Below are 24,227 nucleotides of genomic sequence, written 5' to 3' on the forward strand. Positions count from 1 at the left end.
GCGGCGTACGCCGCGCTCCCGGCGGTGCGCCTGGAGACGGCCCCGCGCTCACCCGACCCGCTCAGCCCACCCGCTCGGCCCGGTGCCGCACGGCCCGAAGCCGCACCTCCACCGGCAACCGCCCCACCCCCGCCGACACCCGCGCATGCTCCAGCGCCTCCCCGTCCAGCCGTGCCAGCGCCACCGCGGGCGACGCGTGCGGCGCGAGCGTCAGCCCCACCCGCGCCTCCGGCGCCGTCCGCCGCCCGAGCATCGCGACGAGCGCCCGCTCCACGCCCTCCAGCGCCTCGGCCTCCGCGCAGACCGCCTCCTCCAGCGCCCGCCCCCGCAGAACCGCCTCTTCGCCGCCCCCGCTGTCCACGACGAGCTCCCGCAGCCGGCGCCGCCGCACCTGCGCCAGCAGCCACCACAGCGCCAGCAGCACCACCACGGCGAGCCCGACGATGACCGCGGGCCACCACCATCCCTCGCCGCGCCACTGCGTCTGTTCGGCCCGGGTCGCGATCACGTCCCGCGGCCCGTCGAACGGCCAGCCGGACGGCAGGGACATCTCCCACCGCCGCTGCAGATCGAACGCCCCGACGAGAACGGCCGCACCACCTGCCACGAGAAGCACCCCGGCAAGCCCGATCAGCACCCTGTTGAGGACCTTCAGCACAAGCCCCACACCACCCTCACCGCTTCACCGCTTCACCGCTTCGCCGGCCGGTTCACCCGCACCGAGACCCCGGGCTCGTGCGCGAGCCCCAACTTCCGCACGCCTTCGGCGATCACCGCGTCCACGTCCGTACGCACGTCGCCGAGGTCCCGGAAGTGGGACCGGGCCCGTACCTTCACGCGGCGCCGCCCGACGGCGACCCGTACGGACTGCACCCCGGCCACCTCCATGGCCCGGTCACGCAGCACCAGTGCCGCTGCCCGCCGGTCGATGCCGGCCCTGAGGTCGGCGCGGTCGCGCCGCATCGGCAGGACGGACCGCAGCCCAGGGGTGACGGCGAGCACGACGAGCCACACTCCCGCCACCACGGCCACGCAGGCGCAAGCGACGATCCACGCGTCCTCCAGGGGCCGGGTGGCGAGCTCGTGCGCGAGCCTGCGCCGCCATCCCATGGCGGGCCGGTGCGCACGCACCGCGGCCACGTCGTACAGCAGGACACCGGCCGCTCCCAGCACCACCGCCGCCACCAGGAACGCGGGCACCCGCCGCACGGCCCAGAACCGCCGCGCGGGCGCGTGCACCGCACCGGAAGCCGAGCCCGGCCCCGCGCCCCGGCTCACGCCCTCGCCCTCGACCTCGCCCTCGACCTCGCTCCCACTCACCGCACCCGCTCCCGCCCGGTGGACGCCGTGTGCACGGAGTGCAGCCGCTCCACGCTGACCACCACCTCCGGCACCTCCATGCCCGCGAGAGCCCGTACGCGCTCGGCGATCCGCCGCCGCACGGCACCGCAGTGCGCCCCGATGTCGGAGGGGTAGGGCAACTCGACGGCGACGCGGACCCGCGCGACGTCGTCGTGCACGGTGACGACGGCGTGCGGCGGGGAGCCGTCCGCGGACAGCGCACCCGCGCCGGCACCCGCACCCGCGCCGACACCCGCACCCGCACCCGCACCCGCACCCGGGCCACCCCGCAACGCCTCCCGCGCCGCCTGCGAGGCGATCTTCGCGACCACGCGGTCCGCGATCCGGGTGGCACCGCGCTCAGCAGCCTCCACCGGCCCTCACCCCCCTCGTACCCACCGCGGCGCGGACCCGTACGTCACCGCCGCCGCCCCTCCCGGTCCCGGGGCCGGAAGAACTCCCCCGGATCCAGGTCCCCGTCCAGGAAGCGGCCCACCACGAACCCGACCGCACCCAGGGCAGCCACGAGCAGAAAGGCTCCGAACCCGCCGAAGTACCCGGCGAACCCGAGCGCCAAGCCGGCGATCATGCCGGCCACGGCCATGCTCATCGTGCGCTCCTCTACTGGAGCCTCGGCTCCGGCTCTTCCTCTTCCTCGTCCGGCAGCTTGACGTCGCTGACGGCGATGTTGACCTCGACGACTTCGAGGCCGGTCATGCGTTCCACCGCCGCGATCACGTTCTCCCGCACGGAGCGGGCGACATCCGCGATGGCCACCCCGTAGTCCACGACGATCTCCAGGTCGAGCGCGGTCTGCACCTCGCCGACCTCGGCCTTCACACCGCGGGCGACCGACCGGCTGCCGCCGGGCACCCGGTCGCGGACGGCCCCGAAGGTGCGGGAGAGGCCGCTGCCCATCGCGTGGACGCCGACGACGTCACGCGCCGCGAGCCCGGCGATCTTCTCCACGACCCCGTCGGCGATGGTGGTGCGGCCACGGTCGGCCGGGGCGGTCGGAACGGTCTCCTTGCCGCTTACGGTCTCGCTCATCGTCACTCGCCTCTTTCCCGTGAAAGGAAACGTCACGGCTGACGCCGACCGCGGGGTCGTCGCGCCGCTACGGGCTCCGTTTGCCACCTTAGGTGCGCTTCACCCGTACCGCTCGGGGGATCCGGGGGAAACGACCGGAGCGGACCGCTGTCCGAGTGAGCCGTCCGTCCGGAACGCGCCGGGTGGGGCAGGCTGAAAGCGAGGGGCGGCGAAGGCCTGCCCCACAGGGCTGAGGGGTGACCGCAATGGCCGCAGACCAGTGGGCACAGACCGTACGGCGGCAGCTCGCACTCGGCAGGCTGCTGCCGCTGGGCGGCGCGGCGGACGGCGCCTGGATCACGGAGGCGGCGGCCGTGGACGCACTGCGCCGCGCGGCGTACGCCGCGCTCCCGGCGGTGCGCCTGGAGACGGTCCGCATCGCCCTCGCGGGCCCGGCCTCCCCGCCGGCGGTGCCACCGCCCCCGAGCGGGCTGCCGCCGGGGCCGCTGCGCATCGAGGCGGAGTGTGCGGCGACGGCGGACGTCCCGTTCCCGGAGACCGCGGCGCGGCTGCGGGCCGTGCTGGGGCGGTGCGCGGCGGAACGGATCGGGCTACGGATCGAGGCGGTCGACTTGAGGCTGACGGAACTGCTGGAGGCGGCCCCGCCCCGGCAGGAGCCCGGCGCCGCACCGCCCCCGCCTCCGTCCCCGGCCGCGCAGGACCCCCTGACCAGGGCGGCCCTCTCCGTACGGGGCGTCGCCCACGCCACCCTGCGCCCCCGGGGCGATCACGCGCAGACGGACATCACCGTCACGACGGAGCGCCGGGCGCTGGACGTGGCACGCGAGGTCCGCGCGGCGGCGAAGCGGGCGTCGACGCAGGTCACGCCCGCACCGTCCACGATTTCTGTCATGGTCACAGCGATAGAATCCCCGCCTGTCTGATCAAGTGGACGGGGCGGCGGCAGCAGGTCCCGCGGGAAGGGGCCTCATGGCGGACGGTCAGCAGGCCGGGCGGACGGACGACGGCGGCGGGTGTGCAGGGGCCTTCCTGACCAGCGCTCACTCACTGGCTCGCCGCGCCGTCGCCGGCCCCGAGGCGGAGCGCATAGAGGACGAGGCCATCACGGCCATCCAGGTGCTCCGGGCAGCCATCGGTACGGTGGCGACCTTCTTCATGCTCTGGACGTACGGCGTGGACGGCGGCTGGAGCTCAGCCCTCAAGGACGGGGTCAGCAAGCTCTTCCTCGCGCCGGTGGTTCTCCTCGCGGCCGGCCCCCTCGTGCTGGTGGGCTTCATCTGGTACGCGCCGAAGGAGAAACGCCCCCTGCTCCGCGCCCGCCTGGGCTATCCGCTGAAGGCCGTCGTCCTCTACGTCCTGGGTGCCGTGGCGACGTACGGCTGCTTCATCGCGCTACGGGACGTGCAGGACATTTACCACTCGATCGCCGGCTACGGCTACAAGGGTCTGCTGCTCGGCATCGTACTGAGGATCGTCCTGTTCGTCGTGCTCCTGTGGCTGGCCGCCTTCATGTTCTTCATCTCCGGCGCCGTCGCCCGACACGCGTTCAACACGGGGCTCGTGCATCCCATGCTCCCTGCGATCTTCACAGCCATCTGCGTCTGGAGCCTCAACCTCTTGTCCATGGGTGACGGCCTTCCCAACGGCCCCCTCCCCATCAAGATCGCCGCCTTCCTCGGCGGTCCCCTCTCCGTCACCGCCGTCTCCGCCTGGGAGCTGTACTTCCTGCGCACCCGTTACGGCGTCCGCGTCCGCGGTCCCCGCACCGGTCACGCTGCGGAATAAGTCCCGGATAAGCTTCCGCGCCAAGATCTTCAACGGGGAGAACCATCTCATGTCTCTGCTGGAACTGGGCGGCTCGGGCTGCCTGGGCCTCATAAGCAACGCCCGTACCCGCGCCGCCGGCATCTTCGCCGCCTCCAGCCCCGGCCGGGTCACCGACCAGGTCATCGGCCGCGTCCAGAAGGCACGGGCCATCACCGGCGCGGTCACCACGCTCCTGCTGATATCGGTCTACGGCGTCGACGGCGGCTGGAGCGCCGTCTTCGAGGACGGCTTCACCAAGCTGTTCCTGGCGCCGCTGGTGCTGATACTCGTCGGTCCGCTCGTGATCGCCGGCTTCATCTGGTACGTGCCTGCGCAGCACCGCCCCGTACTGCGCTCACGACTGCGCTACCCGCTCAGGGCCATCGGCTGGTACCTGGGCATACCGCTCGGCACGATCGCCGGGTACGCGGTCCTGGCCCTGCTGCTCAAGGCCCTGCAGGGGATCTTCGTCGTCCAAGCGGTGATCTCCCTGTTCGTCCTCATCGTGGTGGTGCCGTTCACGATCTGGGCGGCGGCCTTCCTCGTCTTCTCCTCCGGTGCCGCCGCCCGCTACGCCTTCAACACCGCCGACGTGCATGCCGCGCTGCCGGCCGTCCTCACGGCCGTCCTCGTGTGGGTGCTGAACATCGTCCAGCTCGGCGACGGCCTGCCGAACGGGCCGCTGGTCGTGCAGATCGCCGCGTTCCTCGGCGGACCGCTGTCCGTCACGGCCGTCTCCGTCTGGGAGCTGCACGTGCTGCGCACCCGCTACGGCGTCCGCGTCCGCGGCTGAGCCGCGGCCCGGACGCGCGAGCGGCCCGGGGCGGGCTACTCCCCCAGCCCCGCCAGGTCCCGCAGCCGCCGCCCCTGCGCGGCCCGCTCCGCCGCGCGCTGGTCGTCGTACGTCCGGCCGGCCGCTCCGCGCAGCAGTGCCTTGGTCTCGACGACGGCGTCCCGCGGGGCGGCGAGGACGGCCGCGGCGAGGTCCTGGACGGCGGCGTCGAGCTCTTCCGCGGGGACGACGAGGTTGGCGAGGCCCGTGCGTTCGGCCTCCTCGGCGTGCACGAAGCGCCCGGTGGCGCAGATCTCGAGCGCGCGGGCGTAGCCGACGAGGGCGACGAGCGGCTGGGTGCCGCCCAGGTCGGGCACCAGGCCGAGGCTGGGCTCGCGCATGGCGAACTGCACGTCCTCGGCGCAGACCCGCAGGTCGCAGGCGAGGGCGAGCTGGAAGCCGGCGCCTATCGCATGGCCCTGGACCGCGGCGATGGAGACGATGTCGTTCCGCCGCCACCAGGTGAACGCGGCCTGGTAGGCGGAGATCTCGGCGTCGAGCGCCTCTTCGGGGCCGCGGGCCAGGTCGAGGAACGAGGGCTCGCCCTCGAAGCCCTCGGGGGTGAAGGCCTGCCGGTCGAGACCGGCCGAGAAGGACTTGCCCTCCCCGCGCAGCACGACGATCCGCACGCTGCCCGGAAGCAGGCGCCCGGCTTCGGTCAGCGCCCGCCAGAGGGCGGGCGACTGGGCGTTGCGCTTGGCGGGGTTGGTGAGGGTGACGGTGGCCACCGCGTCATCCACGGTGAGCCGTACGCCATCCTGGTCGAGCAGAGCCTTGGGGGTGTTCGGGGTAGTCATTCAGGGCCTCCGATCGGACTACTGCACAGTAGGTGACTGCACAGTAACCACCCGGTCGACTGCTCGACCGACCGGGTGGCACCGTCCACACTGTCGGTTGCCCTGGGGTGCGCGGGGCGTCAGGCCGAGGCGGCCTTCTTGCCGCGCGTCGCTCCGCCGCGACCCCGGAGGATCACGCCGGATTCACTGAGCATCCGATGAACGAAGCCGTAGGAGCGGCCGGTCTCTTCGGCCAGCGCCCTGATGCTCGCACCGGAGTCGTACTTCTTCTTCAGGTCTGCCGCGAGCTTTTCGCGCGCGGCGCCGGTCACCCGGCTGCCCTTCTTCAGAGTCTCGGCCACCCGTGCCTCCTCATGGGAGATGCGCCTCTTGACTCTCATGATCACCCCTATACGGCCTCCTGGCCACCCATTCGACAAGGTCCATGCGAAGTCCGCGGCCCTCGGAGGCCCGGTTTTCGGGCGTCGGCAGGCCTTGGAACAGGCAATTCCGACCGGGCGCGCTCGTACGGCCGTACGGGTGGCGCAGCGAAGGAGCAGGTCAGACGGGGCACTCCCGCCCGGTGGTGCGAACGCCCCGGCGCATGACACTGGTCGTGCGCCGGGGCAACGGGTGGCAGCGGGGTACGAGCCGCTCTCACTCAGATGAAGGATCACCCGTCGGCCGAATGATCGGGACGGCACCGATCACGCCGGGTACGGGGCCGAGTGCGGCCGGTACGGGGCAGGGGGCCCCGGCCGGGCAGGGCGGGAGGTCAGGCGAGGGCGACCAGGTCCGCGTAGTCCGGGCCCCAGAGGTCCTCGACGCCGTCCGGCAGCAGGATGATGCGCTCCGGCTCGAGCGCGTCCACGGCGCCCTCGTCGTGGGTCACCAGCACGACCGCGCCCTTGTACGTGCGCAGCGCGCCGAGGATCTCCTCGCGGCTGGCCGGGTCGAGGTTGTTGGTGGGCTCGTCGAGCAGCAGCACGTTGGCGGAGGAGACGACCAGGGTGGCCAGGGCCAGCCGGGTCTTCTCGCCGCCGGACAGCACGCCCGCGGGCTTGTCGACGTCGTCGCCGGAGAACAGGAAGGAGCCCAGCGTCTTGCGGACCTCGACCAGGTCGAGGTCGGGCGCGGAGGAGCGCATGTTCTCCAGGACCGTGCGGTCCGGGTCGAGCGTCTCGTGCTCCTGCGCGTAGTAGCCGAGCTTGAGGCCGTGGCCGGGGGTGACCTGGCCGGTGTCGGGCTTCTCGGCGCCCGCCAGGAGCCGCAGCAGCGTGGTCTTGCCCGCGCCGTTGAGGCCGAGGATGACCACGCGCGAGCCCTTGTCGATGGCCAGGTCGACGTCGGTGAAGATCTCCAGCGAGCCGTAGGACTTCGACAGGCCCTCGGCGGTGAGCGGGGTCTTGCCGCACGGCGCGGGCTCCGGGAAGCGGAGCTTGGCGACCTTGTCGGAGACGCGGACCTCGTCCAGGCCCTTGAGCAGCCGCTCGGCGCGCTTGGCCATGTTCTGCGCGGCGACGGTCTTGGTGGCCTTGGCGCGCATCTTGTCGGCCTGCGAGTTGAGGGCCGCGGCCTTCTTCTCGGCGTTCTGGCGCTCGCGCTTGCGGCGCTTCTCGTCGGCCTCGCGCTGCTGCTGGTAGAGCTTCCAGCCCATGTTGTAGACGTCGATCTGCGAACGGTTGGCGTCGAGGTAGAAGACCTTGTTGACGACGGTCTCGACGAGGTCGACGTCGTGGGAGATCACGATGAAGCCGCCGCGGTACGTCTTGAGGTAGTCGCGCAGCCAGGCGATGGAGTCGGCGTCGAGGTGGTTGGTCGGCTCGTCCAGGAGCAGGACGTCGGCGTCCGAGAAGAGGATCCGGGCCAGCTCGACGCGGCGGCGCTGACCACCGGAGAGGGTGTGCAGGGGCTGGCCGAGGATGCGGTCGGGCAGGCCGAGGGCGGCGGCGATGGTGGCGGCCTCCGCCTCGGCCGCGTAGCCGCCCTTGGTGAGGAACTCGGTCTCCAGGCGGGCGTACTTCTTCATCGCGTTGTCGCGAGTGGCGCCCTTGCCGTTGGCCATGCGGTCCTCGTTCTCGCGCATCTTGCGCAGGACGGTGTCCAGGCCGCGGGCGGAGAGGATGCGGTCGCGGGCGAGGACGTCGAGGTCGCCGGTGCGGGGGTCCTGGGGGAGGTAGCCGACCTCGCCGGAGCGGCTGATCGTGCCGCCCGCGGGCATGCCCTCGCCGGCCAGGCACTTGGTGAGGGTGGTCTTGCCCGCGCCGTTGCGGCCCACGAGGCCGATGCGGTCGCCCTTGGCGATGCGGAAGGAGGCGTTCTCGATGAGGATGCGGGCGCCGGCGCGCAGCTCGATGCCGGAGGCGGTGATCACGGGGATTACTCCAGGGCGTGGTGGACGGCGGTGGGGACGGGAATGAACTCGGCAGCGCGCGGGGCGGCGGGCGGCCGGCGCCGTCTAATGCACGAGGAGGAATGCCATACCCATCAGTCTAACGGGGCCGCGCAACCCACTTCCCGGCCCGGCGGCCCGCCTGCGACGGCGCCGGGCCCACACGAGCCCTACGACCTGTCCGGTAACCCGCGGGGCAGGCACGCCCCTCATATCCGCCGCCGCGGCGAGCAGCCACCACGGCGCATTCCGGCGGTGCCGCACACGCACGAGGCCCGCTCGGCACCGCCGACAGCCGCCGTCGGGCGTCTCGCCGTCGCGGCGGAAAGGATTCCCGGGCCCGGCGGCCCCGTCCCGTAACCCCGCGGGGCAGACACGCCCCTCCCACCTCCGCCGCGACGGCGAGCAACCACCACGGCGCACTCCGGCGGTGCCGCACACGCACAAGGCCCGCTCGGCACCGCCGACAGCCGCCGTCGGGGGACTCGCCGTCGCGGCGGGAGGGATTCCCGGGCCCGGCGGCCCGTCCCGTAACCCCGCGGGGCATTCCGGCGGTGCCGTACACGCGCAAGGCCCGCTCGGCACCGCCGACAGCCGCCGTCGGGCGTCTCGCCGTCGCGGCGGAAAGGATTCCGTGGGGCGCCGGTGTCAGGCAGAGGGGCTCGTTGCGGAGAGGGCTGTGAGTTCTGAGGTCCAGGGGGTGTCGGGGGCGCATGGGCGGGCGATGAGGAGGAGGTCGGCACGGCGGGCCGTGCGGGTGGGGTCGAAGGCGCAGCCGGGCCCGGCCTCGCGGTGCCAGCGGAGCCCGCCGTCGCCGAGGGCGTAGGCGGTGACGAGCCGCGGGGTGACGACGGCCACCGCGCCGGGCTGCGGGGAGCCGAGCAGATGCAGGGCCGGTGCGCGCCGGCCGGCCGGGGTGCCGGGCCAGCCGGGGGCGCCGCGGTGCCAGACGGAGAGCGTGCCGTCGCGCAGGAGGGTGCCGGTGACCAGGCCGTCGTCCCAGAGGGCGACGGCCTCGCCGCGGGTGGGATGGGCCTGCAGCGGGCGGTGCCCGTCACGGGCGTACGTCCAGCGGCGCGCGCCCGTGACCGGGTCGTACGCCTCCAGGCCGCCCCGCCCGAGGCGCAGCCGGGGCGCGCGCACGGCGCCGGGGCGGGCGGGGCGGGCGGTGGCGTGCAGGGTGAGCCGGTCGCCGAAGGGGGCGTGCTGGACGTGGCGGGCCGCGGCGGCCAGCGGCACGCACAGGAGTGCGGTGGTGAGGAGCAGCGCGAGGGGGGCCGGGCAGCGGGTGCCGCGGCCGCCGTGCACCGTGTCCGCCGTCGCCATGGGGCCGCTCCTTCCGTACCGTTTGTCCTGGATATCCGGGCGTCGCCGGCCGGCCCCGCCGACACGCCGGACCAGAGGCACCCGCAATAGCCACATATAGGGCGATTCGCCGATACTCAGGGATGGGAAGGCGGTGGGCGCATGCAGTTCGACGACGGCGCGGGACTGGACACCTCCCAGGTCCAGGACGAGCGCGGCAGCCGGATCCCGGGCGGCGGGATGACCATCGGCGGCGGCATCGTCGGACTGGTAGCCCTCGTGCTCGGCCTGTTCTTCGGCATCGGCCCGCAGGAGCTCGGGCTCACCTCCGAACCCGCACCGGGCGGCACCGCGAGCAGCGACGCCCAGGTCGCCCGGGACTGCAGGACGGGCCAGGACGCCAACGCCCGCGAGGACTGCCGGATCGTGGCCGTGGTCAACAGCGCCCAGTCCTTCTGGAGCCGGGAGTTCGCCCGCCGCTCCGCCACGTACACCCCGGCGTCGACGGTCTTCTTCACCGGTCAGGTCCGCACCGCCTGCGGGGCCGCGTCCTCGGCCGTCGGGCCCTTCTACTGCCCGGGCGACCGGAAGGTCTACCTGGACCTGGGGTTCTTCGGCGAACTGCGGGAGAAGTTCGGCGCGAGCGGCGGCCCGTTCGCCCAGGCCTACGTCGTCGCGCACGAGTACGGGCACCACGTCCAGAACCTGATGGGCACGCTCGGCCGCTCCCAGGACGGCCGTACGGGCGCCGGGAGCAACGCCGTCAAGGTCGAGCTGCAGGCGGACTGCTACGCGGGGGTCTGGGCCCGGCACGCGACGTCCACGCCCGAGAAGTCCACCGGGCGGCCGCTGATCAAGGAGCTGACCAAGGCGGACATCGACGACGGCCTGTCGGCGGCCGCGGCGGTCGGCGACGACCGCATCCAGGAGAAGTTCCAGGGCCGGGTGACCCCCGAGAGCTGGACGCACGGCTCGGCCGCGCAGCGGCAGCAGTGGTTCAACACGGGGTACGGCACGGGGGACATGGCCCGGTGCAACACCTTCCGCTGACCGGGGAGCGACCTCAGAGGAGTGACCTCACATGACAGGCACGCACACGCCGAGCATCTACCCCACGCTGCTCTACCGCGACGCGAAGGCGGCGATCGAACAGCTGACGAAGGCGTTCGGCTTCACCCGGGCCGCCCTGTACGAGAGCGAGGACGGCACGGTGCTGCATGCCGAACTCGCCTACGGCAACGGCAGGGTGATGATCGGTTCGAAGGGCCGGGTGGGGGTGTTCGCCGAGGCCATGCGCGAGAGCGGCCCGGTGGGCGTCTACGTCGTGGTCGAGGACACCGACGTGCACTTCCGGCAGGCCGAGAAGGGCGGTGTGGAGATCCTGATGCCGCCCACGGACCAGCAGTACGGCTCGCGCGACTACATGGCGCGCGACCTGGAGGGGAACGTGTGGAGCTTCGGGACGTACGTCCCGGCGGGGTGAGCCCGGCCCGGCCACCGGTCCGGCCGGCCGGGCCCGCTCGCCGGACCCCGCTCAGGACGCCACTCAGACGCCGCCCGTGTGCACCTGGAACGCCGCCTTCCGGACGGCCTTGGCCAGCGCCGGGTCCGGATGCGCCGCCGCCAGGGCGACCAGCACCTGCACGGTGCGCGGGTGCCCCACCGCCCGCACCTCCTCCAGCAGCCCCGGCACCGTGCCCTGGACCGCCGAGTCGAGGTGGCGCACCAGCAGTCGGCTCTCCCCGTGGTCGGCGACGGCCGCGGCGGTGTCCACCCACAGCCAGGTGGCCTCCTCGCGGGTGAGCACCTCGGCGGCCTGCTCCGGATCGCGTCCCTCGTGCTCGGCGAGCCACAGCAGGGCGTAGGGCCGCAGGCACGGCTCGCCGACGACGGCCCGCACGGCCGGCTCCGCGGCCGCGCCGACCGCGCGCAGGGCCTCGAAGGCCAGGCCGCGCACGAGCGCGTCGTCTCCGCGGGCGGCGTCGAGGAGTTCGCCGAGGGCCCTGCCGGCAGGGCGGGCGGCGAGCCACGCGCGGTACTCGGCGCGGGCCGGGCCCGGGGTGAGGTCGGCGCAGCCGCGCAGCATGGCCTCGGCGGACAGCTCGATGTTGCCCGCGGGGCTCTGGGCGGCGACGCAGATCTGCTCCAGCTTGACCCACACCGCCCAGTTGCCGAGCGGGGTCAGCACGGCTTCGGCCCCCGGGCCGGTGCCGCCGGGCACGATCAGGGCGCCGACGGAGGCGAGCCCTTCGAGCGCCCAGGCCAGCAGCTCCTCCAGGGGGTCCTCGTCGGTGGGCGCGGACCGGGCCGGGGGCACGGGCCGTCCGCCGTAGGGCACTTCGCAGCGCTCGGCGCGGATCTCGGCGACGCGCTGCTGGAGCAGGTCGAGGAGCATCGGCACGGCGACGGGCCCGGCCGACAGGTGCATGACGGACAGCAGCTGCGGCGCGGCCTCCACGACCTCGGCGACGACCGTCGCATCGGTGCCCCCGGGCGCGGGGTGGGCGAGGGACCAGGCGTCGAACAGGGCAACCCACCCGCGCAGGACGGCGCCGTCGTCGCGGTCCCACGCCTGCAGGCGCCAGCCCGGGCGGGCGGTGCCCCCGTGGAGCTCGACGAGCCCGGCGAGGCGGGCGTGGTCCCAGTCGGTGCGCGCCTGGTGGGGCGTCAGGCCCAGGGCCGCGGCGGCCCGCTCGGCCGTCTCCGCGGAGAGCCCCCCGGCGGTGCCGGGGCGCAAGGTGGCGCCGCGGCCGCGCTCGTCCGCCGCCCAGCGGGCCACACGGACCGCGCCGGTCAGGCAGCTTCTCGCCTGCCGGGCCAGCTCCGCCGGTGCCGGCGTGCCGGCGGGCGGGCGGGGCGCCGGGCGGGAGCCTCGGTTCGCCACGGCCCGGCGGGCAGAGGCGATCGGCTGTCGGGGGACAAGTCTGAGCCGGGAGTCGCGCGGAGTACGGGACGTCACAGGAGCAGTCTTGCCGCTGCCGCTCCGAAAACCCAATCGGAATCAATTGTCCAGCCGTCCACCATTCACTTCCTGCCGCTGGATCAGGGCTGCTTGGAGGCTGTGAGGGCGTCACATCAAGGGGATGAGGAACCTCCGCAGGGCCTCCTCGTAACGCCCCGGGGCGGCATTCCACATCGCGGCGTGCGGGGCCCGGCGGACGGTGTGCAGGACGATCAGATCGGGGCGGGCGGCCGCGAGTTCGCGTGAGGTGCGCCACGGTGCGACGGAGTCGTCGGGGCCGTGGGCGAGGAGGACGGGCAGGGTCAGCCGGGCCGGGTCCCGGACCCTGTCGAGCCCGTCGGGGGCCATTCCGGTCCGGCCACGGGCGGCGTGCAGGGCGAGCGGCAGCAGCGGGGCGGGCACGCCGCGGGCGGCGGCCAGGGAGTGCAGGGCGGCCGACCAGTCGAGGACGGGCGAATCCATGACCAGGCCACTGATGTACGGGCGCAGCGCGGGGTCGCCGGCGGCGAGCAGCGCCATGGTGGCGCCGGTGGACCAGCCGTGGAGGACGATACGGCGGGCGCCCTGGGCCAGGGCATAACGGACGGCAGCGGCGAGATCATGCCATTCGGTGAGCCCGAAACGGCTGATTCCGTCCGGTGGCCGGGGAGCTCCGGGATCACCCCGGTAGGCGACGTCGAGGACCGGCAGCCGCAGCCGGTGCAGGAGCGGCATGACGACCATGGGGTGCTCGCGGGTGGCGCACAGGCCGTGCACGGTGATCACCCAGGTGTCGCGGGCGGCCGGCAGGAACCAGGCGGGCAGCGGTCCCAGCTCGCCCGGGACCACGACGTCGGCGTGGTCGAGGCCGAGGGCGTCGCGGGGGTTGCCGGCGTGCAGCTGCGGCGTCAGCCACACCCGGTCGCCGGGCTCGGGCACGCCGCGCGTGACGCGCTCCAGGCGGCGCACGACGCCGTCGGCGGCGTGCGGCACGTCCTGGAGGACCGAGCCGACGACGGCGTGCAGGCCGCTGCCGGTCAGCCCGTACGTGCCCGGGCGCAGCGAGGCCTGGTGGCGGGTGAGGGTGATGCGGTCGCCGTCGACGGAGTGGACGGCCAGCCGCGGCTGATCGGGCGGCGGCCGGCCGGGAGCGGCCCGCAGTGCGGCGTCGGAGGCGTACCGCCCGGCCGCCAGGGCTGCTGCGCCGGCACCGATCGCTGTGACGGCGGCCACGGCCGCCCTGGTCCGTATGCCCATGACTTCCAGTGTGGGCGGCACGGGCGACGACGGCCAGTGGGCACGAGGCGCCTGCCGGCGGGGGGCTTGCCGTGGTGGCGGGCGGCGGTCGCAGAGCCGGGCGCGACCGCGGCCGGAGGGTCGCGCCTCCGCCACGACGCGCCGCCCGGGCGGTGCCGGACCTGCCGCCGGGACGGCACCGCTGGGCACCGCCGCGGTGGGAACTCGCCGTGGCGGCGGGGGTCGGGCGTGGTGGAGGTCACGGCCAGGGTGGCCGCAGCCCCGCCCGCAGGGGCTCGGGCCCTACGGGCGGCCGTAGCCGCGGAGCTTTTCCTGGGCCCGGGCCGCCTGGGTGGGGGTGAGGAGCGTCGGGGTGCGGCCGGGGACGGAGGAGGCGGTGAGCCAGACCCGGCACATCCACTCCAGCTGCGCGGTGCGGTCGTAGGCCTGGTCGAGGCCGTCACCGTACGTGAGGGTGCCGTGGTTGCGCAGGAGGCAGCCGGTGCGGCCTTCGAGGGCTTCCAGGGCGTGCGCGGCCAGCTCGTCGCTGCCGTAGAGCGCGTAGGGCGCCACCCGCACCGGGCCGCCGAGCGCGCCGGCCATGTAGTGGATGAGGGGCAGCTCGTCGACGAGCGTGGAGACGGCCGTCGCGTGCACGGCGTGGGTGTGCACGATCGCGGCGGCGCCGGTGGCGCGGTAGACCGCGAGGTGCAGGGGCAGCTCGCTGGTGGGCGCCAGATCGCCCAGGAGCGGGCGGCCCTCCATGTCGACGGCCACCACGTCGCGCGCGGTCAGCCGGTCGTACGGGATGCCGCTCGGGGTGACCACGACCGCGTCCCCGGCCCGCGCGGAGACGTTTCCCGAGGTGCCCACCACCAGGCCGTCGGCCGTGGTGCGGCGAGCCGTGGCCACGACCTCGGCCCACACCCGGCGGATCTCTTCGCTCTCCTTCATCCGTCGCTCCATCCGTCCCTCGGTCCGTCCCTCGATCCGTCCTGCCATCCGTCCCCCACCTCCGGTTCGCGTCACTGATCGGCCCGGCCCAGTTCACCTTCCGTTCACCCAGGGTCTTTACGGTCCAGGCTGTACTGACCATCGAGCTGATTGCCTGGGTGAATGGAACACATCACGCTTCTCATCGGGATCGTGATCGTCACGGCCTTGGTGTTCGACTTTACGAACGGCTTCCACGACACGGCCAACGCCATGGCCACCACCATCTCCACCGGCGCCCTCAAGCCCAAGACCGCGGTGGCGATGTCGGCGGTCCTCAACCTCGTCGGAGCGTTCCTGTCCGTCGAGGTGGCCAAGACCATCTCCGGGGGAATCATCGATGAGACCGCCGGCATCAGACCCGAAGTGATCTTCGCGGGTCTGGTGGGCGCCATCGTCTGGAACCTGCTGACCTGGCTCGCCGGGCTCCCCTCCAGCTCCTCGCACGCCCTCTTCGGCGGTCTGATCGGTGCGACGGTCGTCGCCGTCGGCTTCGACGCGGTCAACACCGACAAGGTCGTCATGAAGGTCCTGATCCCGGCCGTCGCCGCGCCGCTCGTGGCCGGCATCGCCGCCTGGTGCGCGACCCGGCTCACCTACCGGCTCACGCGCGGCCGCGACGAGCAGGAGACCGCCAAGGGCTACCGCGCCGGGCAGATCGCCTCGGCCGCCCTGGTCTCCCTGGCCCACGGCACCAACGACGCCCAGAAGACCATGGGTGTGATCACCCTCGCGCTCGTCGCCGGCGGCGTCGTCGCCCCGCACGCCGACCCGCCCATGTGGGTCATCGTCTCCGCGGGCCTGGCCATCGCGCTCGGTACGTACCTGGGCGGCTGGCGCATCATCCAGACCCTCGGCAAGGGCCTCACCGACATCAAGCCCGCCCAGGGCTTCGCCGCGCAGACCGGCGCCGCGACCGTGATCCTCGCCTCCTCCCACATCGGCTTCGCCCTCTCCACCACCCAGGTCTGCTCCGGCTCGATCATGGGCGCCGGCCTCGGCCGCAAGGGCGGCGTCGTGCGCTGGTCGACCGCCGGCCGCATGGTGATGGCCTGGGGCCTGACCCTGCCCGCCGCGGGCCTGGTCGCCGGTGGCGCCGCTCTCCTCGCCGACCAGGGCGACTGGGGCGTCGCGGCCGTCGCCGTCCTCGGCCTCGCCGTCTCCGGTGCGATCTGGCTGGCCTCGCGCCGCAAGCCCGTCACCCACGACGACCTGGACTCGCGCGACACCGCCGCCGACGCCGAGCCGGCCGGTGTCATCACCGCCGCCCTGCAGGCCGTCGCCCCGCCGCCGGCCGGCCCCGCCGCCGCGGCGGGCTGAGGCTCCCAAGGCTTAAGGAAGAAACAGCATGCACATCGACTGGGCAGCTCTCGGCCAGGTCTTCGGCGTCAGCCTCGTGGTGACGGTCGGCCTGGTGGGCATCTTCACCCTCGGCATCGTCGGCACCTCGCCCCGTGCGGGGGGCCCGGCGGACCCGGGCGCGGGTACGCTCGCGCGGCGCTCGGGGGCGTACGCCTGCTTCGCCGTGTGCGCGGCGGCCGTGGGCTACGGCATCTACTTGATCGTGGCGTAACCCTCACCCGCTCCGCTCCGACCGGCCGGGATCCCTCAGGGGGTCCCGGCCGGTCGGCGTTCGGTGCGCCGCTGCGGCCCGGGCGTCCGCGACTCGTCCCAGGTCAGAAGTGAGTTGACGGCGCACGCGGCGCATGGTGGACTTCCGGAGCCAAACGGCGACAGCAGAGGAAGCCGGTGTGAATCCGGCGCGGTCCCGCCACTGTCACCGGGGAGCGTCTCCCCCACGCGATGCCACGGCGGCGAGCCGGAAGGCCGGGGCGGCGTAGATCCGGGAGCCAGGAGACTCTGGTCGCCGGTCACGTCGAGCCAGGGCGCGGACCCTGAGTGAGGACACATCGTCATGCCCGGCGCCCGCCACCGAACGCCCCGCACACTCCCCTCTCCCCACCGAGGCGTGACGGCGGTCTGAGCCGATGCGTGCCGATCCCATCGGTTTCGCGTGCGGCGCCGCCCTCGGCTTCCTCGGTGACCGCGTCCTGGGCGACCCCCGCCGCGGCCACCCCGTGGCGGCGTTCGGCCGTGCCGCGCAGGCCGTGGAGCAGCGCCTGTGGCGCGACCACCGCGGCCACGGTGCCGCGCACGCCCTGCTGTGCGCGGGCGGCGCCGCCGCCGGTGCCGCCCTGCTGGCCCGCGCCGCGCGCGCTTCCCGCCCCGCCGACATCGCCCTGACCGCCGTCGCGACCTGGGCCGTGCTGGGCGGCACCTCCCTGGGCCGCGAGGCCCGCGCCATCGGCGGCGCGCTCGCCGCCGGTGACGTCGACGTCGCCCGGGAGCGACTGCCGCACCTGTGCGGGCGCGACCCGCAGGCCCTGGACGGGCAGCAGATCGCCCGCGCCGTCGTGGAGTCCGTGGCCGAGAACACCTCCGACGCCGTCGTCGGCGCGCTGGTGTGGGGCGCCCTGGGGGGCGTGCCGGGGCTCGTCGGCTTCCGGGCGGTGAACACGCTCGATGCGATGGTGGGCCACAAGTCCCCCCGCTACCGCCGTTTCGGCTGGGCCTCGGCCCGTCTCGACGACGTCGCCGGCTGGCCCGGCGCCCGCCTGACCGCGGCCCTCGCCGTCCTCGCGGGCCCGGATCCGCGCGGCGCCTGGCGGGTGGCCCGGCGGGACGCCTCCCGCCACCCCAGCCCCAACGCGGGCCCCGTCGAGGCGGCGTTCGCGGGAGCGCTCGGCGTGCGGCTCGGCGGCACCCTGGCGTACGCGGGCCGCGTCGAGCACCGGCCCGTGCTGGGCGCGGAGAACCGCCCGGTGGCGACGGACGACATCGAGCGCGCGGTACGCCTCTCGCGCCGGGTGTCCTTCCTGGCCCTGGGAACGGCCGTCGTGGGCAGGCTCTCTGTCGGAAGCTTCGCACGGTACGCACGGAGGAGGAGCCGGTGACGGCTGACAGGAGCGGGCCGCGGGGCCCGCTGGGCGGGGGCCTGCTGGTGGCCGGCACCACCTCGGACGCGGGCAAGAGCGTGGTGACGGCCGGCATCTGCCGCTGGCTGGCCCGCAAGGGCGTCAAGGTCGCGCCGTTCAAGGCGCAGAACATGTCGCTCAACTCCTTCGTGACGCGCGAGGGCGCGGAGATAGGCCGGGCACAGGCCATGCAGGCGGCCGCGGCCCGCGTGGAGCCGAGCGCCCTCATGAACCCGGTGCTGCTCAAGCCCGGCGGCGACCGCAGCAGCCAGGTCGTGCTGATGGGCAAGCCGGTGGGCGAGCTCAGCGCGCGCGGCTACCACGCGGGCCGCCAGGAGCAGCTGTTCGGCACGGTGACGGAGTGCCTGGAGGAGCTGCGGCGCACGCACGACGCGGTGATCTGCGAGGGCGCCGGCAGCCCGGCCGAGATCAACCTGCGGCGCAGCGACATCGTCAACATGGGCATCGCCCGGGCGGCCCGGCTGCCCGTGGTCGTGGTCGGCGACATCGACCGCGGCGGCGTCTTCGCGTCGTTCTTCGGCACGACCGCCCTGCTCTCGCCCGAGGACCAGGAGCTGATAGCGGGTTACGTCGTCAACAAGTTCCGTGGCGACGTGACGCTGCTGGAGCCCGGCCTGGACATGCTGCGCGACCTGACGGGCCGTCCGACGCTGGGCGTCCTGCCGTTCGCGCACGGCCTGGGCATCGACGAGGAGGACGGGCTGCGCGTCTCGCTGCGCGGCGCCGTACGGGAGTCGGTGGTGGCTCCGCCGCACGGCGCGGACGTGCTGCGGGTCGCGGTGTGCGCGGTGCCGCTGATGTCCAACTTCACGGACGTGGACGCGCTGGCGGCCGAGCCGGGCGTCGTGGTGCGCTTCGTCGACCGCGCGGAGGAGCTCGCCGACGCCGACCTGGTGGTCGTGCCGGGGACGCGCGGCACGGTGCGGGCGCTGGCCTGGCTGCGCGAGCGCGGGCTCGCGGACGCCCTGGTGCGGCGTGCCGCGGAGGGCCGCCCCGTCCTGGGCATCTGCGGCGGCTTCCAGGTGCTGGGCGAGCGCATCGAGGACGAGGTGGAGTCGCGGGCGGGGACCGTCGAGGGCCTCGGCCTGCTGCCCGTGCGCATCCGCTTCGCCGTGGAGAAGACCCTGGCCCGCCCCGTGGGCACGGCCCTGGGCGAGCCCGTCGAGGGCTACGAGATCCACCACGGCGTGGCCGACGTGCGGGGTGGCGACGAGCCGTTCCTGGACGGCTGCCGCGTGGGCGCCGTGTGGGGCACGCACTGGCACGGTTCGCTGGAGAGCGACGGCTTCCGGCGGGCGTTCCTGCGGCGCGTCGCGGAGGCGGCGGGCCGGGCGTTCGTCCCGGCGCCGGACACGAGCTTCGCCGCGCTGCGGGAGGAGCAGCTGGACCGGCTGGGCGATCTGATCGAGGAACACGCGGACACGGACGCGCTGCTGCGGCTGATCGAGAACGGGGTGCCCCCGGGGGTCCCGTTCATACCGCCGGGCGCGCCGTGAACAGGAAACCCCCGCGGATGCGGGGAGCACAGCAGAGCTTCGACGAAGTGATCGCCGAGCAGCGAACAACCCCCGCTGATGCGGGGACCAGGAGGCAATCGTGGCCCTCAACCACGGCAGCAGGCAGCCGGTTCGGCGAGAGTCTCTCGAAGGAGTGAACAGCGCATGAGTACCCCCTACCCCTTCACTGCGATCGTCGGCATGGAGGATCTGCGCTTGGCTCTGCTGCTGAACGCGGTCTCCCCAACTGTGGGCGGAGTGCTCGTACGAGGTGAGAAGGGAACGGCCAAAACCACGGCCGTGCGGGGCGTCGCCGGGCTGATGCCACCCGTCTCCGTCGTCGAGGGCTGCCGCTTCTCCTGTGACCCGGTGTCACCGGACCCTGCGTGCCCGGACGGGCCGCACGGCGTGGAAGGCCCGGAGGGAACCCGCCCGACGCGCATGGTCGAGCTGCCCGTCGGCGCCTCAGAGGACCGGCTCGTCGGCGCTCTCGACATCGAGCAAGCGCTGTCGGAGGGCGTGAAGGCCTTCGAGCCCGGGTTGCTCGCGGGCGCGCACCGTGGCGTGCTCTACGTCGACGAGGTCAACCTCCTCCACGACCACCTGGTCGACCTGCTTCTCGACGCCGCCGCCACCGGCGCCTCCCACGTCGAGCGCGAGGGCGTCTCCGTCCGGCACGCGTCCCGTTTCCTCCTCGTCGGGACCATGAATCCCGAAGAGGGCGAGCTGCGCCCGCAGCTCCTCGACCGCTTCGGCCTGACCGTCGAGGTCGCGGCCTCGCGCGAGCCCGACGAGCGCGTCGAGGTCGTACGCCGCCGCCTCGCCTACGACGAGGACCCGGGCGCGTTCGCGGCGAAGTGGGCGGCCGAGGAGGAGACGCTGCGCGAGCGGATCGCCGCCGCCCGCGCGCTGCTGCCGTCCGTCCGCCTGGGCGACGGCGCGCTGCGCCGCATCGCCGCCGTGTGCGCGGGCTTCGAGGTGGACGGCATGCGCGCGGACATCGTGACCGCGCGCGCCGCGTCCGCCCTCGCCGCGTGGGCGGGCCGCACGGACGTGACGACGGCGGACGTCCGGCAGGCGGCGCTGCTGTCGCTGCCGCACCGGCGCCGGCGCAACCCCTTCGACGCGCCGGGCCTGGACGAGGACAAGCTCGACGAGATCCTCGCGCAGTTCGAGGACAAGGAGCCCGAGCCGGACCCGGACCCGGAGCCCGAGGGTCCGGACGACGAGGGCACCGACGGCGGCCCGGACGACGGCGGCCCCGAAGGCGGTCCCGGCGGCGGCCAGCCCCCGCAGGACGGCACGGGCGGCACCGACGCCGCCTCCGACGTCCCGCAGCAGCGGCAGGAGCCGCAGGAGCCCTCGGGCCGGGAGCCCGCCTCCCCCGAGGGCCCGGAGAGCCCGGACGCCCCCGAAGGCGCGCCCGCGCGCGGTGAGGCCCCCGAGGCCCCGGCCGTCGCCGCGGCCGATCCCTTCCGGACCCGCAAGTTCGACGTGCCCGGCCTCGGGGAGGGGGCCGACGGCCGCCGCTCGCGGGCCCGCACGGCCCACGGCCGGACGACCGGGGCGCGCCGCCCTCGCGGCGCCCTGTCCAAGCTCCACCTGGCCGCCACGGTGCAGGCCGCCGCCCCGCACCAGCGGGCGCGCGGGCGCAGCGGCGCCGGGCTCGTCGTCCGCCGCGACGACCTGCGGGAGGCGGTGCGCGAGGGCCGCGAGGGCAACCTCGTGCTGTTCGTCGTGGACGCCTCCGGCTCCATGGCCGCCCGCAAGCGGATGAGCGCCGTCAAGGGCGCGGTCCTGTCGCTGCTGCTGGACGCGTACCAGCGCCGCGACAAGATCGGCATGGTCACGTTCCGGGGGGCCGGCGCGGACGTGGCACTGCCGCCGACGTCGTCGGTGGACACCGGGGCGGCGCGGCTGGAGACGCTGCCGACCGGCGGCCGCACGCCCCTGGCGGCGGGGCTGCTGCAGGCGCGCGAGGTGCTGCGGGTGGAGCGGCTGCGCGATCCGTCGCGGCGCCCGCTGCTGGTCGTCGTCACCGACGGCCGGGCCACCGGCGGGCCGGAGCCGCTGGCGCGGGCGGCGCGGGCCGCCCGGCTGCTGGCCGGCGAGGGCACGGCGTCGGTGGTCGTGGACTGCGAGCAGGGGCCGGTGCGGCTCGGGCTCGCCGCCGGCCTGGGCCGCGAGCTGCGCGGCCCGGTCGTGACGCTGGAGGAACTGCGCGCGGACAGCGTCTCCGCGCTCGTAAGGACCGTACGGACCACACACACAAGGAGGGCCGCCTGATGCCCAAGGGACAGCCGACCGTCGTTCCCGATGACGGACTCACCACGCGTCAGCGCCGCAACCGGCCGCTGGTCTTCGTCCACACCGGCATAGGGAAGGGCAAGTCCACGGCGGCCTTCGGCCTGGCGCTGCGGGCGTGGAACCAGGGCTGGCCGATCGGGGTGTTCCAGTTCGTGAAGTCGGCGAAGTGGAAGGTCGGCGAGGAGAACGCGCTGCGCGTGCTCGGTGCGTCGGGCGAGGGCGGCGCGGTCGACTGGCACAAGATGGGCGAGGGCTGGTCGTGGATCCAGCGGGACCCCAAGGACGGCGAGCAGAGCAACGAGGACAAGGCGCGCGAGGGCTGGGAGCAGGTCAAGCGCGACCTGGCGGCGGAGACGTACAAGCTGTACGTGCTGGACGAGTTCGCCTACCCGCTGCACTGGGGGTGGATCGACACGAACGAGGTGATCGAGGTGCTGCGCGACCGCCCCGGCACCCAGCACGTGGTGATCACGGGCCGCAACGCCCCGCAGGAGCTCGTCGACTTCGCCGACCTGGTCACCGACATGTCCAAGGTCAAGCACCCGATGGACACCGGCCAGAAGGGCCAGAAGGGCATCGAGTGGTAACCACGCACGTCCCCCGCCTGGTCATTGCCGCCCCGGCCTCCGGGAGCGGCAAGACCACGGTGGCCACCGGCCTGATGCGGGCCTTCGCGGACGCGGGGCTCGCCGTGTCGCCGCACAAGGTGGGCCCGGACTACATCGATCCGGGCTACCACGCGCTGGCGACGGGGCGCCCCGGCCGCAACCTGGACGCCTACATGTGCGGCCCGGACCGGGTCGCCCCGCTGTTCCTGCATGGGGCCGCGGGCTGCGACGTCGCGGTCGTCGAGGGCGTCATGGGCCTCTACGACGGGGCGAGCGGGCAGGGCGAGCTGGCGTCCACGGCGCACGTGGCGAAGCTGCTGAAGGCGCCCGTCGTCCTGGTCGTGGACGCGTCGTCGCAGTCGCGGTCGGTGGCCGCGCTGGTGCACGGCTTCGCGTCCTGGGACCCGGAGGTGCGCGTCGCGGGCGTCATCCTCAACAAGGTCGGCTCGGACCGGCACGAGGCGCTCCTGCGGGAAGCCCTGACGGAGTCGGGCGTGCCGGTCCTGGGTGCGGTGCGGCGCGCCGAGCAGGTGCACACGCCCTCGCGCCACCTGGGCCTGGTGCCGGTGGCCGAGCGCAGCGCCGAGGCCGTCGACGCGGTGGCCGCGCAGGCGGCACGGGTCAGGGAGGGCTGCGACCTGGAGGGGCTGCTGGGCTTGGCGCGCAGCGCGCCACCGCTCGTGGACGAGCCGTGGGCTCCCGAGGGTTCGCGGGCAGACGTCCCCGCTTCCCACGCCACCGCTACCGGTTTGCGCCCGAAGGGCAAACCGGTGATCGCCGTGGCCGGCGGCCCGGCGTTCACGTTCTCGTACGCCGAGCACACCGAGCTGCTGCGCGCGGCCGGCGCCGAAGTCGTCACCTTCGACCCCCTCCGCGACGAGGCCCTCCCGGAGGGTGCCGACGCCCTGGTCATAGGCGGCGGCTTCCCGGAGGTGTACGCCCCGGAGCTCTCCGCGAACGAGCCCCTCCGCAAGGAGGTCGCCGCCCTCGCGGCGACCGGCGCCCCGGTCGTCGCCGAGTGCGCCGGCCTGCTCTACCTCTCCCGTTCGCTGGACGGCAAGCCCATGTGCGGCGTGCTCCCCGCGGACGCGCGCATGTCCGGCCGCCTCACCCTCGGCTACCGCGAGGCGGTGGCCCTCGCGGACAACCCGCTGGCGCAGGCGGGCACGCGCGTGCGGGGGCACGAGTTCCACCGCACGGTGACCGAGCCGGGCGCGGGCGCGGCCCCCGCCTGGGGGTTCACCCATCCGGAGCGCCGCACGGAGGGCTTCGTCCGCGACGGGGTGCACGCCTCGTACCTCCACGTGCACTGGGCGGGTGCGCCGGGCACGGCCGCCCGGCTGGTGGCGAGCGCGAGCGCTGCCCGCGGGCGGTGACCGGGGGCGTCAGCTCGCGAGGCCCACGACCAGCCAGATGAAGCCCGCCCCGGCCACCGTGCAGGCCAGGGTGGAGACGGCCGGGTGGGTGTGGTGGGCCTCGGGGAGGATGTCGGACGTGGCCAGGTAGAGCAGGACGCCGCCGAAGAAACCGAGGTAGACGCCGAGGAATCCGGCCGGAAGGGTGAACAGCAGGGTGGACGCCGCGCCGACGAGGGGGGCGACGGCGTCCGCGGTGAGCATCAGGAGGGCGCGGTGCCGGTCGTTCCCGTAGAGGTCGGTGATCGTGTACGTGTTGAAGCCGTCCGCGAAGTCGTGCGCGATGACGGCCACGGCGACGGCGACCGCCACGCCGTGGCCGACCTGGAAGGCCGCGCCGATGGCGACGCCGTCCATGGCGCTGTGCCCGACGAGGGCGGCGGCCGCGGTGAGGCCGACCTGCGGGGTGCGCTCGGCGGCGCTGATGCCGTGGGCCGCCTTGCGGACGGCGAGGAGCCGCTCGACCATGTGGGCGGCGAGGAAGCCGGCGACGAAGCAGAGCAGGGCGGCCGGCACGCCGAAGACGTCCTGGCCGGCGGCCTCCATGGCTTCGGGCAGCAGGTCGAGGCCGACGACGCCGAGCATCAGCCCGCCCGCGAACCCCAGGACGAGGTGCCTGCGGTCGGTGATGCGGTGCGCGGCCCAGCCGCCGAGCAGCGTCATCAGGAACGCGCCCATGGCGATCACGACCGGCACGGTTCCACCCTTCTCGCGGCTGCAGTATCTCCCGCCG

The 24,227-nt window shown here is 74.3% G+C and carries 25 protein-coding genes and 1 riboswitch; of the genes, 12 read left to right on the top strand and 13 right to left on the bottom strand.

From position 1 onward, the window contains the following. Positions 1 to 61 precede the first annotated feature (61 nt). From amaP to ACSNOG_RS23030, 5 genes are read right to left on the bottom strand one after another with little or no spacing between them, the layout of a single operon-like run. Complete coding sequence (gene amaP / locus ACSNOG_RS23010) at positions 62 to 667, bottom strand: alkaline shock response membrane anchor protein AmaP (RefSeq protein ID WP_436754595.1); 606 nt, start codon at positions 665 to 667, stop codon at positions 62 to 64. Positions 668 to 690: 23 nt separating this feature from the next. Beyond that, complete coding sequence (locus ACSNOG_RS23015) at positions 691 to 1,278, bottom strand: DUF6286 domain-containing protein (RefSeq protein WP_436754615.1); 588 nt, start codon at positions 1,276 to 1,278, stop codon at positions 691 to 693. 38 nt (positions 1,279 to 1,316) lie between these two features. Continuing rightward, complete coding sequence (locus ACSNOG_RS23020) at positions 1,317 to 1,715, bottom strand: Asp23/Gls24 family envelope stress response protein (protein WP_436754596.1); 399 nt, start codon at positions 1,713 to 1,715, stop codon at positions 1,317 to 1,319. Between the two features lie 44 nt (positions 1,716 to 1,759). Beyond that, a complete protein-coding gene (locus ACSNOG_RS23025; protein WP_436754597.1) occupies positions 1,760 to 1,951 on the bottom strand; it encodes a hypothetical protein in 192 nt (63 codons plus the stop codon). Between the two features lie 11 nt (positions 1,952 to 1,962). Beyond that, positions 1,963 to 2,391, bottom strand: a complete 429-nt coding sequence (locus ACSNOG_RS23030; protein WP_179080370.1) for an Asp23/Gls24 family envelope stress response protein — start codon at positions 2,389 to 2,391, stop codon at positions 1,963 to 1,965. 245 nt (positions 2,392 to 2,636) lie between these two features. On the opposite strand from ACSNOG_RS23030, the gene ACSNOG_RS23035 reads away from it, so the two are divergent. The 3 genes from ACSNOG_RS23035 to ACSNOG_RS23045 are packed head-to-tail and all read left to right on the top strand — an operon-like array spanning position 2,637 to position 4,990. Next, the gene (locus ACSNOG_RS23035; RefSeq protein ID WP_436754598.1) at positions 2,637 to 3,314 is read left to right on the top strand and encodes a nucleopolyhedrovirus P10 family protein; all 678 of its coding nucleotides are present in this window, start codon (positions 2,637 to 2,639) and stop codon (positions 3,312 to 3,314) included. Positions 3,315 to 3,360: 46 nt separating this feature from the next. Beyond that, positions 3,361 to 4,176, top strand: a complete 816-nt coding sequence (locus tag ACSNOG_RS23040) for a hypothetical protein (protein ID WP_436754599.1) — start codon at positions 3,361 to 3,363, stop codon at positions 4,174 to 4,176. A gap of 49 nt (positions 4,177 to 4,225) precedes the next feature. After that, positions 4,226 to 4,990 carry a hypothetical protein gene (locus ACSNOG_RS23045; protein ID WP_436754600.1) on the top strand — a complete coding sequence of 255 codons (765 nt, stop codon included), beginning with the start codon at positions 4,226 to 4,228 and terminating at the stop codon, positions 4,988 to 4,990. A 35-nt stretch (positions 4,991 to 5,025) separates the two neighbouring features. On the opposite strand, the gene ACSNOG_RS23050 is transcribed toward ACSNOG_RS23045, so the two are convergent. The 4 genes from ACSNOG_RS23050 to ACSNOG_RS23065 all read right to left on the bottom strand — a co-directional run bounded on the left by ACSNOG_RS23050 (position 5,026) and on the right by ACSNOG_RS23065 (position 9,523). Then, positions 5,026 to 5,826 (bottom strand): enoyl-CoA hydratase/isomerase family protein, encoded by an 801-nt coding sequence (locus tag ACSNOG_RS23050; RefSeq protein ID WP_436754601.1) that lies wholly within the window; start codon positions 5,824 to 5,826, stop codon positions 5,026 to 5,028. Positions 5,827 to 5,945: 119 nt separating this feature from the next. Beyond that, positions 5,946 to 6,167, bottom strand: coding sequence for a helix-turn-helix domain-containing protein (locus ACSNOG_RS23055; RefSeq protein WP_030366669.1), 222 nt, complete (start codon positions 6,165 to 6,167; stop codon positions 5,946 to 5,948). A 413-nt stretch (positions 6,168 to 6,580) separates the two neighbouring features. Continuing rightward, positions 6,581 to 8,179: an ABC-F family ATP-binding cassette domain-containing protein gene (locus ACSNOG_RS23060; RefSeq protein ID WP_436754602.1), complete on the bottom strand. Its 1,599-nt coding sequence runs from the start codon at positions 8,177 to 8,179 to the stop codon at positions 6,581 to 6,583. A gap of 666 nt (positions 8,180 to 8,845) precedes the next feature. Then, positions 8,846 to 9,523: a hypothetical protein gene (locus tag ACSNOG_RS23065; protein WP_436754603.1), complete on the bottom strand. Its 678-nt coding sequence runs from the start codon at positions 9,521 to 9,523 to the stop codon at positions 8,846 to 8,848. 141 nt (positions 9,524 to 9,664) lie between these two features. On the opposite strand from ACSNOG_RS23065, the gene ypfJ reads away from it, so the two are divergent. Both ypfJ and ACSNOG_RS23075 read left to right on the top strand, forming a co-directional pair. Next, positions 9,665 to 10,552: a KPN_02809 family neutral zinc metallopeptidase gene (gene ypfJ, locus ACSNOG_RS23070; RefSeq protein WP_436754604.1), complete on the top strand. Its 888-nt coding sequence runs from the start codon at positions 9,665 to 9,667 to the stop codon at positions 10,550 to 10,552. A 31-nt stretch (positions 10,553 to 10,583) separates the two neighbouring features. Continuing rightward, a complete protein-coding gene (locus tag ACSNOG_RS23075) occupies positions 10,584 to 10,985 on the top strand; it encodes a VOC family protein (protein ID WP_436754605.1) in 402 nt (133 codons plus the stop codon). A gap of 63 nt (positions 10,986 to 11,048) precedes the next feature. Here ACSNOG_RS23075 and ACSNOG_RS23080 read toward each other — a convergent pair whose 3' ends face one another. The 3 genes from ACSNOG_RS23080 to ACSNOG_RS23090 form a co-directional block, all read right to left on the bottom strand. Beyond that, complete coding sequence (locus ACSNOG_RS23080) at positions 11,049 to 12,461, bottom strand: hypothetical protein (protein WP_436754606.1); 1,413 nt, start codon at positions 12,459 to 12,461, stop codon at positions 11,049 to 11,051. Positions 12,462 to 12,572: 111 nt separating this feature from the next. Beyond that, the gene (locus tag ACSNOG_RS23085; protein WP_436754607.1) at positions 12,573 to 13,700 is read right to left on the bottom strand and encodes an alpha/beta hydrolase; all 1,128 of its coding nucleotides are present in this window, start codon (positions 13,698 to 13,700) and stop codon (positions 12,573 to 12,575) included. A gap of 282 nt (positions 13,701 to 13,982) precedes the next feature. Continuing rightward, complete coding sequence (locus tag ACSNOG_RS23090; protein WP_436754608.1) at positions 13,983 to 14,633, bottom strand: class II aldolase/adducin family protein; 651 nt, start codon at positions 14,631 to 14,633, stop codon at positions 13,983 to 13,985. Between the two features lie 162 nt (positions 14,634 to 14,795). Here ACSNOG_RS23090 and ACSNOG_RS23095 point away from each other — a divergent pair, with 162 nt between their 5' ends. From ACSNOG_RS23095 to ACSNOG_RS23125, 7 genes are all read left to right on the top strand, one after another. Then, positions 14,796 to 15,992: an anion permease gene (locus tag ACSNOG_RS23095; RefSeq protein WP_436754609.1), complete on the top strand. Its 1,197-nt coding sequence runs from the start codon at positions 14,796 to 14,798 to the stop codon at positions 15,990 to 15,992. A 28-nt stretch (positions 15,993 to 16,020) separates the two neighbouring features. Beyond that, positions 16,021 to 16,245, top strand: a complete 225-nt coding sequence (locus tag ACSNOG_RS23100) for a hypothetical protein (RefSeq protein WP_436754610.1) — start codon at positions 16,021 to 16,023, stop codon at positions 16,243 to 16,245. Between the two features lie 167 nt (positions 16,246 to 16,412). Next, a riboswitch (cobalamin riboswitch) is annotated at positions 16,413 to 16,532 on the top strand. Positions 16,533 to 16,660: 128 nt separating this feature from the next. Beyond that, positions 16,661 to 17,626, top strand: a complete 966-nt coding sequence (locus tag ACSNOG_RS23105) for a cobalamin biosynthesis protein (RefSeq protein WP_436754611.1) — start codon at positions 16,661 to 16,663, stop codon at positions 17,624 to 17,626. A gap of 29 nt (positions 17,627 to 17,655) precedes the next feature. Then, entirely contained in the window at positions 17,656 to 19,164 is a 1,509-nt protein-coding gene (locus ACSNOG_RS23110; RefSeq protein ID WP_436754616.1) for a cobyric acid synthase, read from the top strand. 165 nt (positions 19,165 to 19,329) lie between these two features. After that, positions 19,330 to 21,450, top strand: coding sequence for a putative cobaltochelatase (locus ACSNOG_RS23115; RefSeq protein ID WP_436754612.1), 2,121 nt, complete (start codon positions 19,330 to 19,332; stop codon positions 21,448 to 21,450). Next, positions 21,450 to 22,058 (top strand): cob(I)yrinic acid a,c-diamide adenosyltransferase, encoded by a 609-nt coding sequence (gene cobO / locus ACSNOG_RS23120; protein WP_436754613.1) that lies wholly within the window; start codon positions 21,450 to 21,452, stop codon positions 22,056 to 22,058. Before ACSNOG_RS23115 ends, cobO begins: the two co-directional genes overlap by 1 nt. Beyond that, a complete protein-coding gene (locus tag ACSNOG_RS23125) occupies positions 22,052 to 23,455 on the top strand; it encodes a cobyrinate a,c-diamide synthase (protein WP_436754614.1) in 1,404 nt (467 codons plus the stop codon). The genes cobO and ACSNOG_RS23125 overlap by 7 nt, the downstream gene beginning before the upstream one ends. A gap of 9 nt (positions 23,456 to 23,464) precedes the next feature. Here the strand turns inward: ACSNOG_RS23125 and ACSNOG_RS23130 are convergent, their stop codons facing one another. Further along, positions 23,465 to 24,172 carry a ZIP family metal transporter gene (locus tag ACSNOG_RS23130; protein WP_436754617.1) on the bottom strand — a complete coding sequence of 236 codons (708 nt, stop codon included), beginning with the start codon at positions 24,170 to 24,172 and terminating at the stop codon, positions 23,465 to 23,467. Positions 24,173 to 24,227: the final 55 nt, after the last annotated feature.

Source organism: Streptomyces sp. URMC 124 (assembly GCF_051386455.1).
Classification (GTDB): domain Bacteria; phylum Actinomycetota; class Actinomycetes; order Streptomycetales; family Streptomycetaceae; genus Streptomyces.

What these genes read in the sequence shown, in the direction of transcription:
- ACSNOG_RS23025 (WP_436754597.1), bottom strand. Translation starts at nt 1,951, where the DNA reads ATGAGCATGGCCGTGGCCGGCATGATCGCCGGCTTGGCGCTCGGGTTC.
- ACSNOG_RS23030 (WP_179080370.1), bottom strand. Translation starts at nt 2,391, where the DNA reads ATGAGCGAGACCGTAAGCGGCAAGGAGACCGTTCCGACCGCCCCGGCC.
- ACSNOG_RS23035 (WP_436754598.1), top strand. Translation starts at nt 2,637, where the DNA reads ATGGCCGCAGACCAGTGGGCACAGACCGTACGGCGGCAGCTCGCACTC.
- ACSNOG_RS23040 (WP_436754599.1), top strand. Translation starts at nt 3,361, where the DNA reads ATGGCGGACGGTCAGCAGGCCGGGCGGACGGACGACGGCGGCGGGTGT.
- ACSNOG_RS23045 (WP_436754600.1), top strand. Translation starts at nt 4,226, where the DNA reads ATGTCTCTGCTGGAACTGGGCGGCTCGGGCTGCCTGGGCCTCATAAGC.
- ACSNOG_RS23050 (WP_436754601.1), bottom strand. Translation starts at nt 5,826, where the DNA reads ATGACTACCCCGAACACCCCCAAGGCTCTGCTCGACCAGGATGGCGTA.
- ACSNOG_RS23065 (WP_436754603.1), bottom strand. Translation starts at nt 9,523, where the DNA reads ATGGCGACGGCGGACACGGTGCACGGCGGCCGCGGCACCCGCTGCCCG.
- ypfJ (WP_436754604.1), top strand. Translation starts at nt 9,665, where the DNA reads ATGCAGTTCGACGACGGCGCGGGACTGGACACCTCCCAGGTCCAGGAC.
- ACSNOG_RS23075 (WP_436754605.1), top strand. Translation starts at nt 10,584, where the DNA reads ATGACAGGCACGCACACGCCGAGCATCTACCCCACGCTGCTCTACCGC.
- ACSNOG_RS23085 (WP_436754607.1), bottom strand. Translation starts at nt 13,700, where the DNA reads ATGGGCATACGGACCAGGGCGGCCGTGGCCGCCGTCACAGCGATCGGT.
- ACSNOG_RS23090 (WP_436754608.1), bottom strand. Translation starts at nt 14,633, where the DNA reads ATGAAGGAGAGCGAAGAGATCCGCCGGGTGTGGGCCGAGGTCGTGGCC.
- ACSNOG_RS23095 (WP_436754609.1), top strand. Translation starts at nt 14,796, where the DNA reads ATGGAACACATCACGCTTCTCATCGGGATCGTGATCGTCACGGCCTTG.
- ACSNOG_RS23100 (WP_436754610.1), top strand. Translation starts at nt 16,021, where the DNA reads ATGCACATCGACTGGGCAGCTCTCGGCCAGGTCTTCGGCGTCAGCCTC.
- ACSNOG_RS23105 (WP_436754611.1), top strand. Translation starts at nt 16,661, where the DNA reads ATGCGTGCCGATCCCATCGGTTTCGCGTGCGGCGCCGCCCTCGGCTTC.
- ACSNOG_RS23115 (WP_436754612.1), top strand. Translation starts at nt 19,330, where the DNA reads ATGAGTACCCCCTACCCCTTCACTGCGATCGTCGGCATGGAGGATCTG.
- cobO (WP_436754613.1), top strand. Translation starts at nt 21,450, where the DNA reads ATGCCCAAGGGACAGCCGACCGTCGTTCCCGATGACGGACTCACCACG.
- ACSNOG_RS23130 (WP_436754617.1), bottom strand. Translation starts at nt 24,172, where the DNA reads ATGGGCGCGTTCCTGATGACGCTGCTCGGCGGCTGGGCCGCGCACCGC.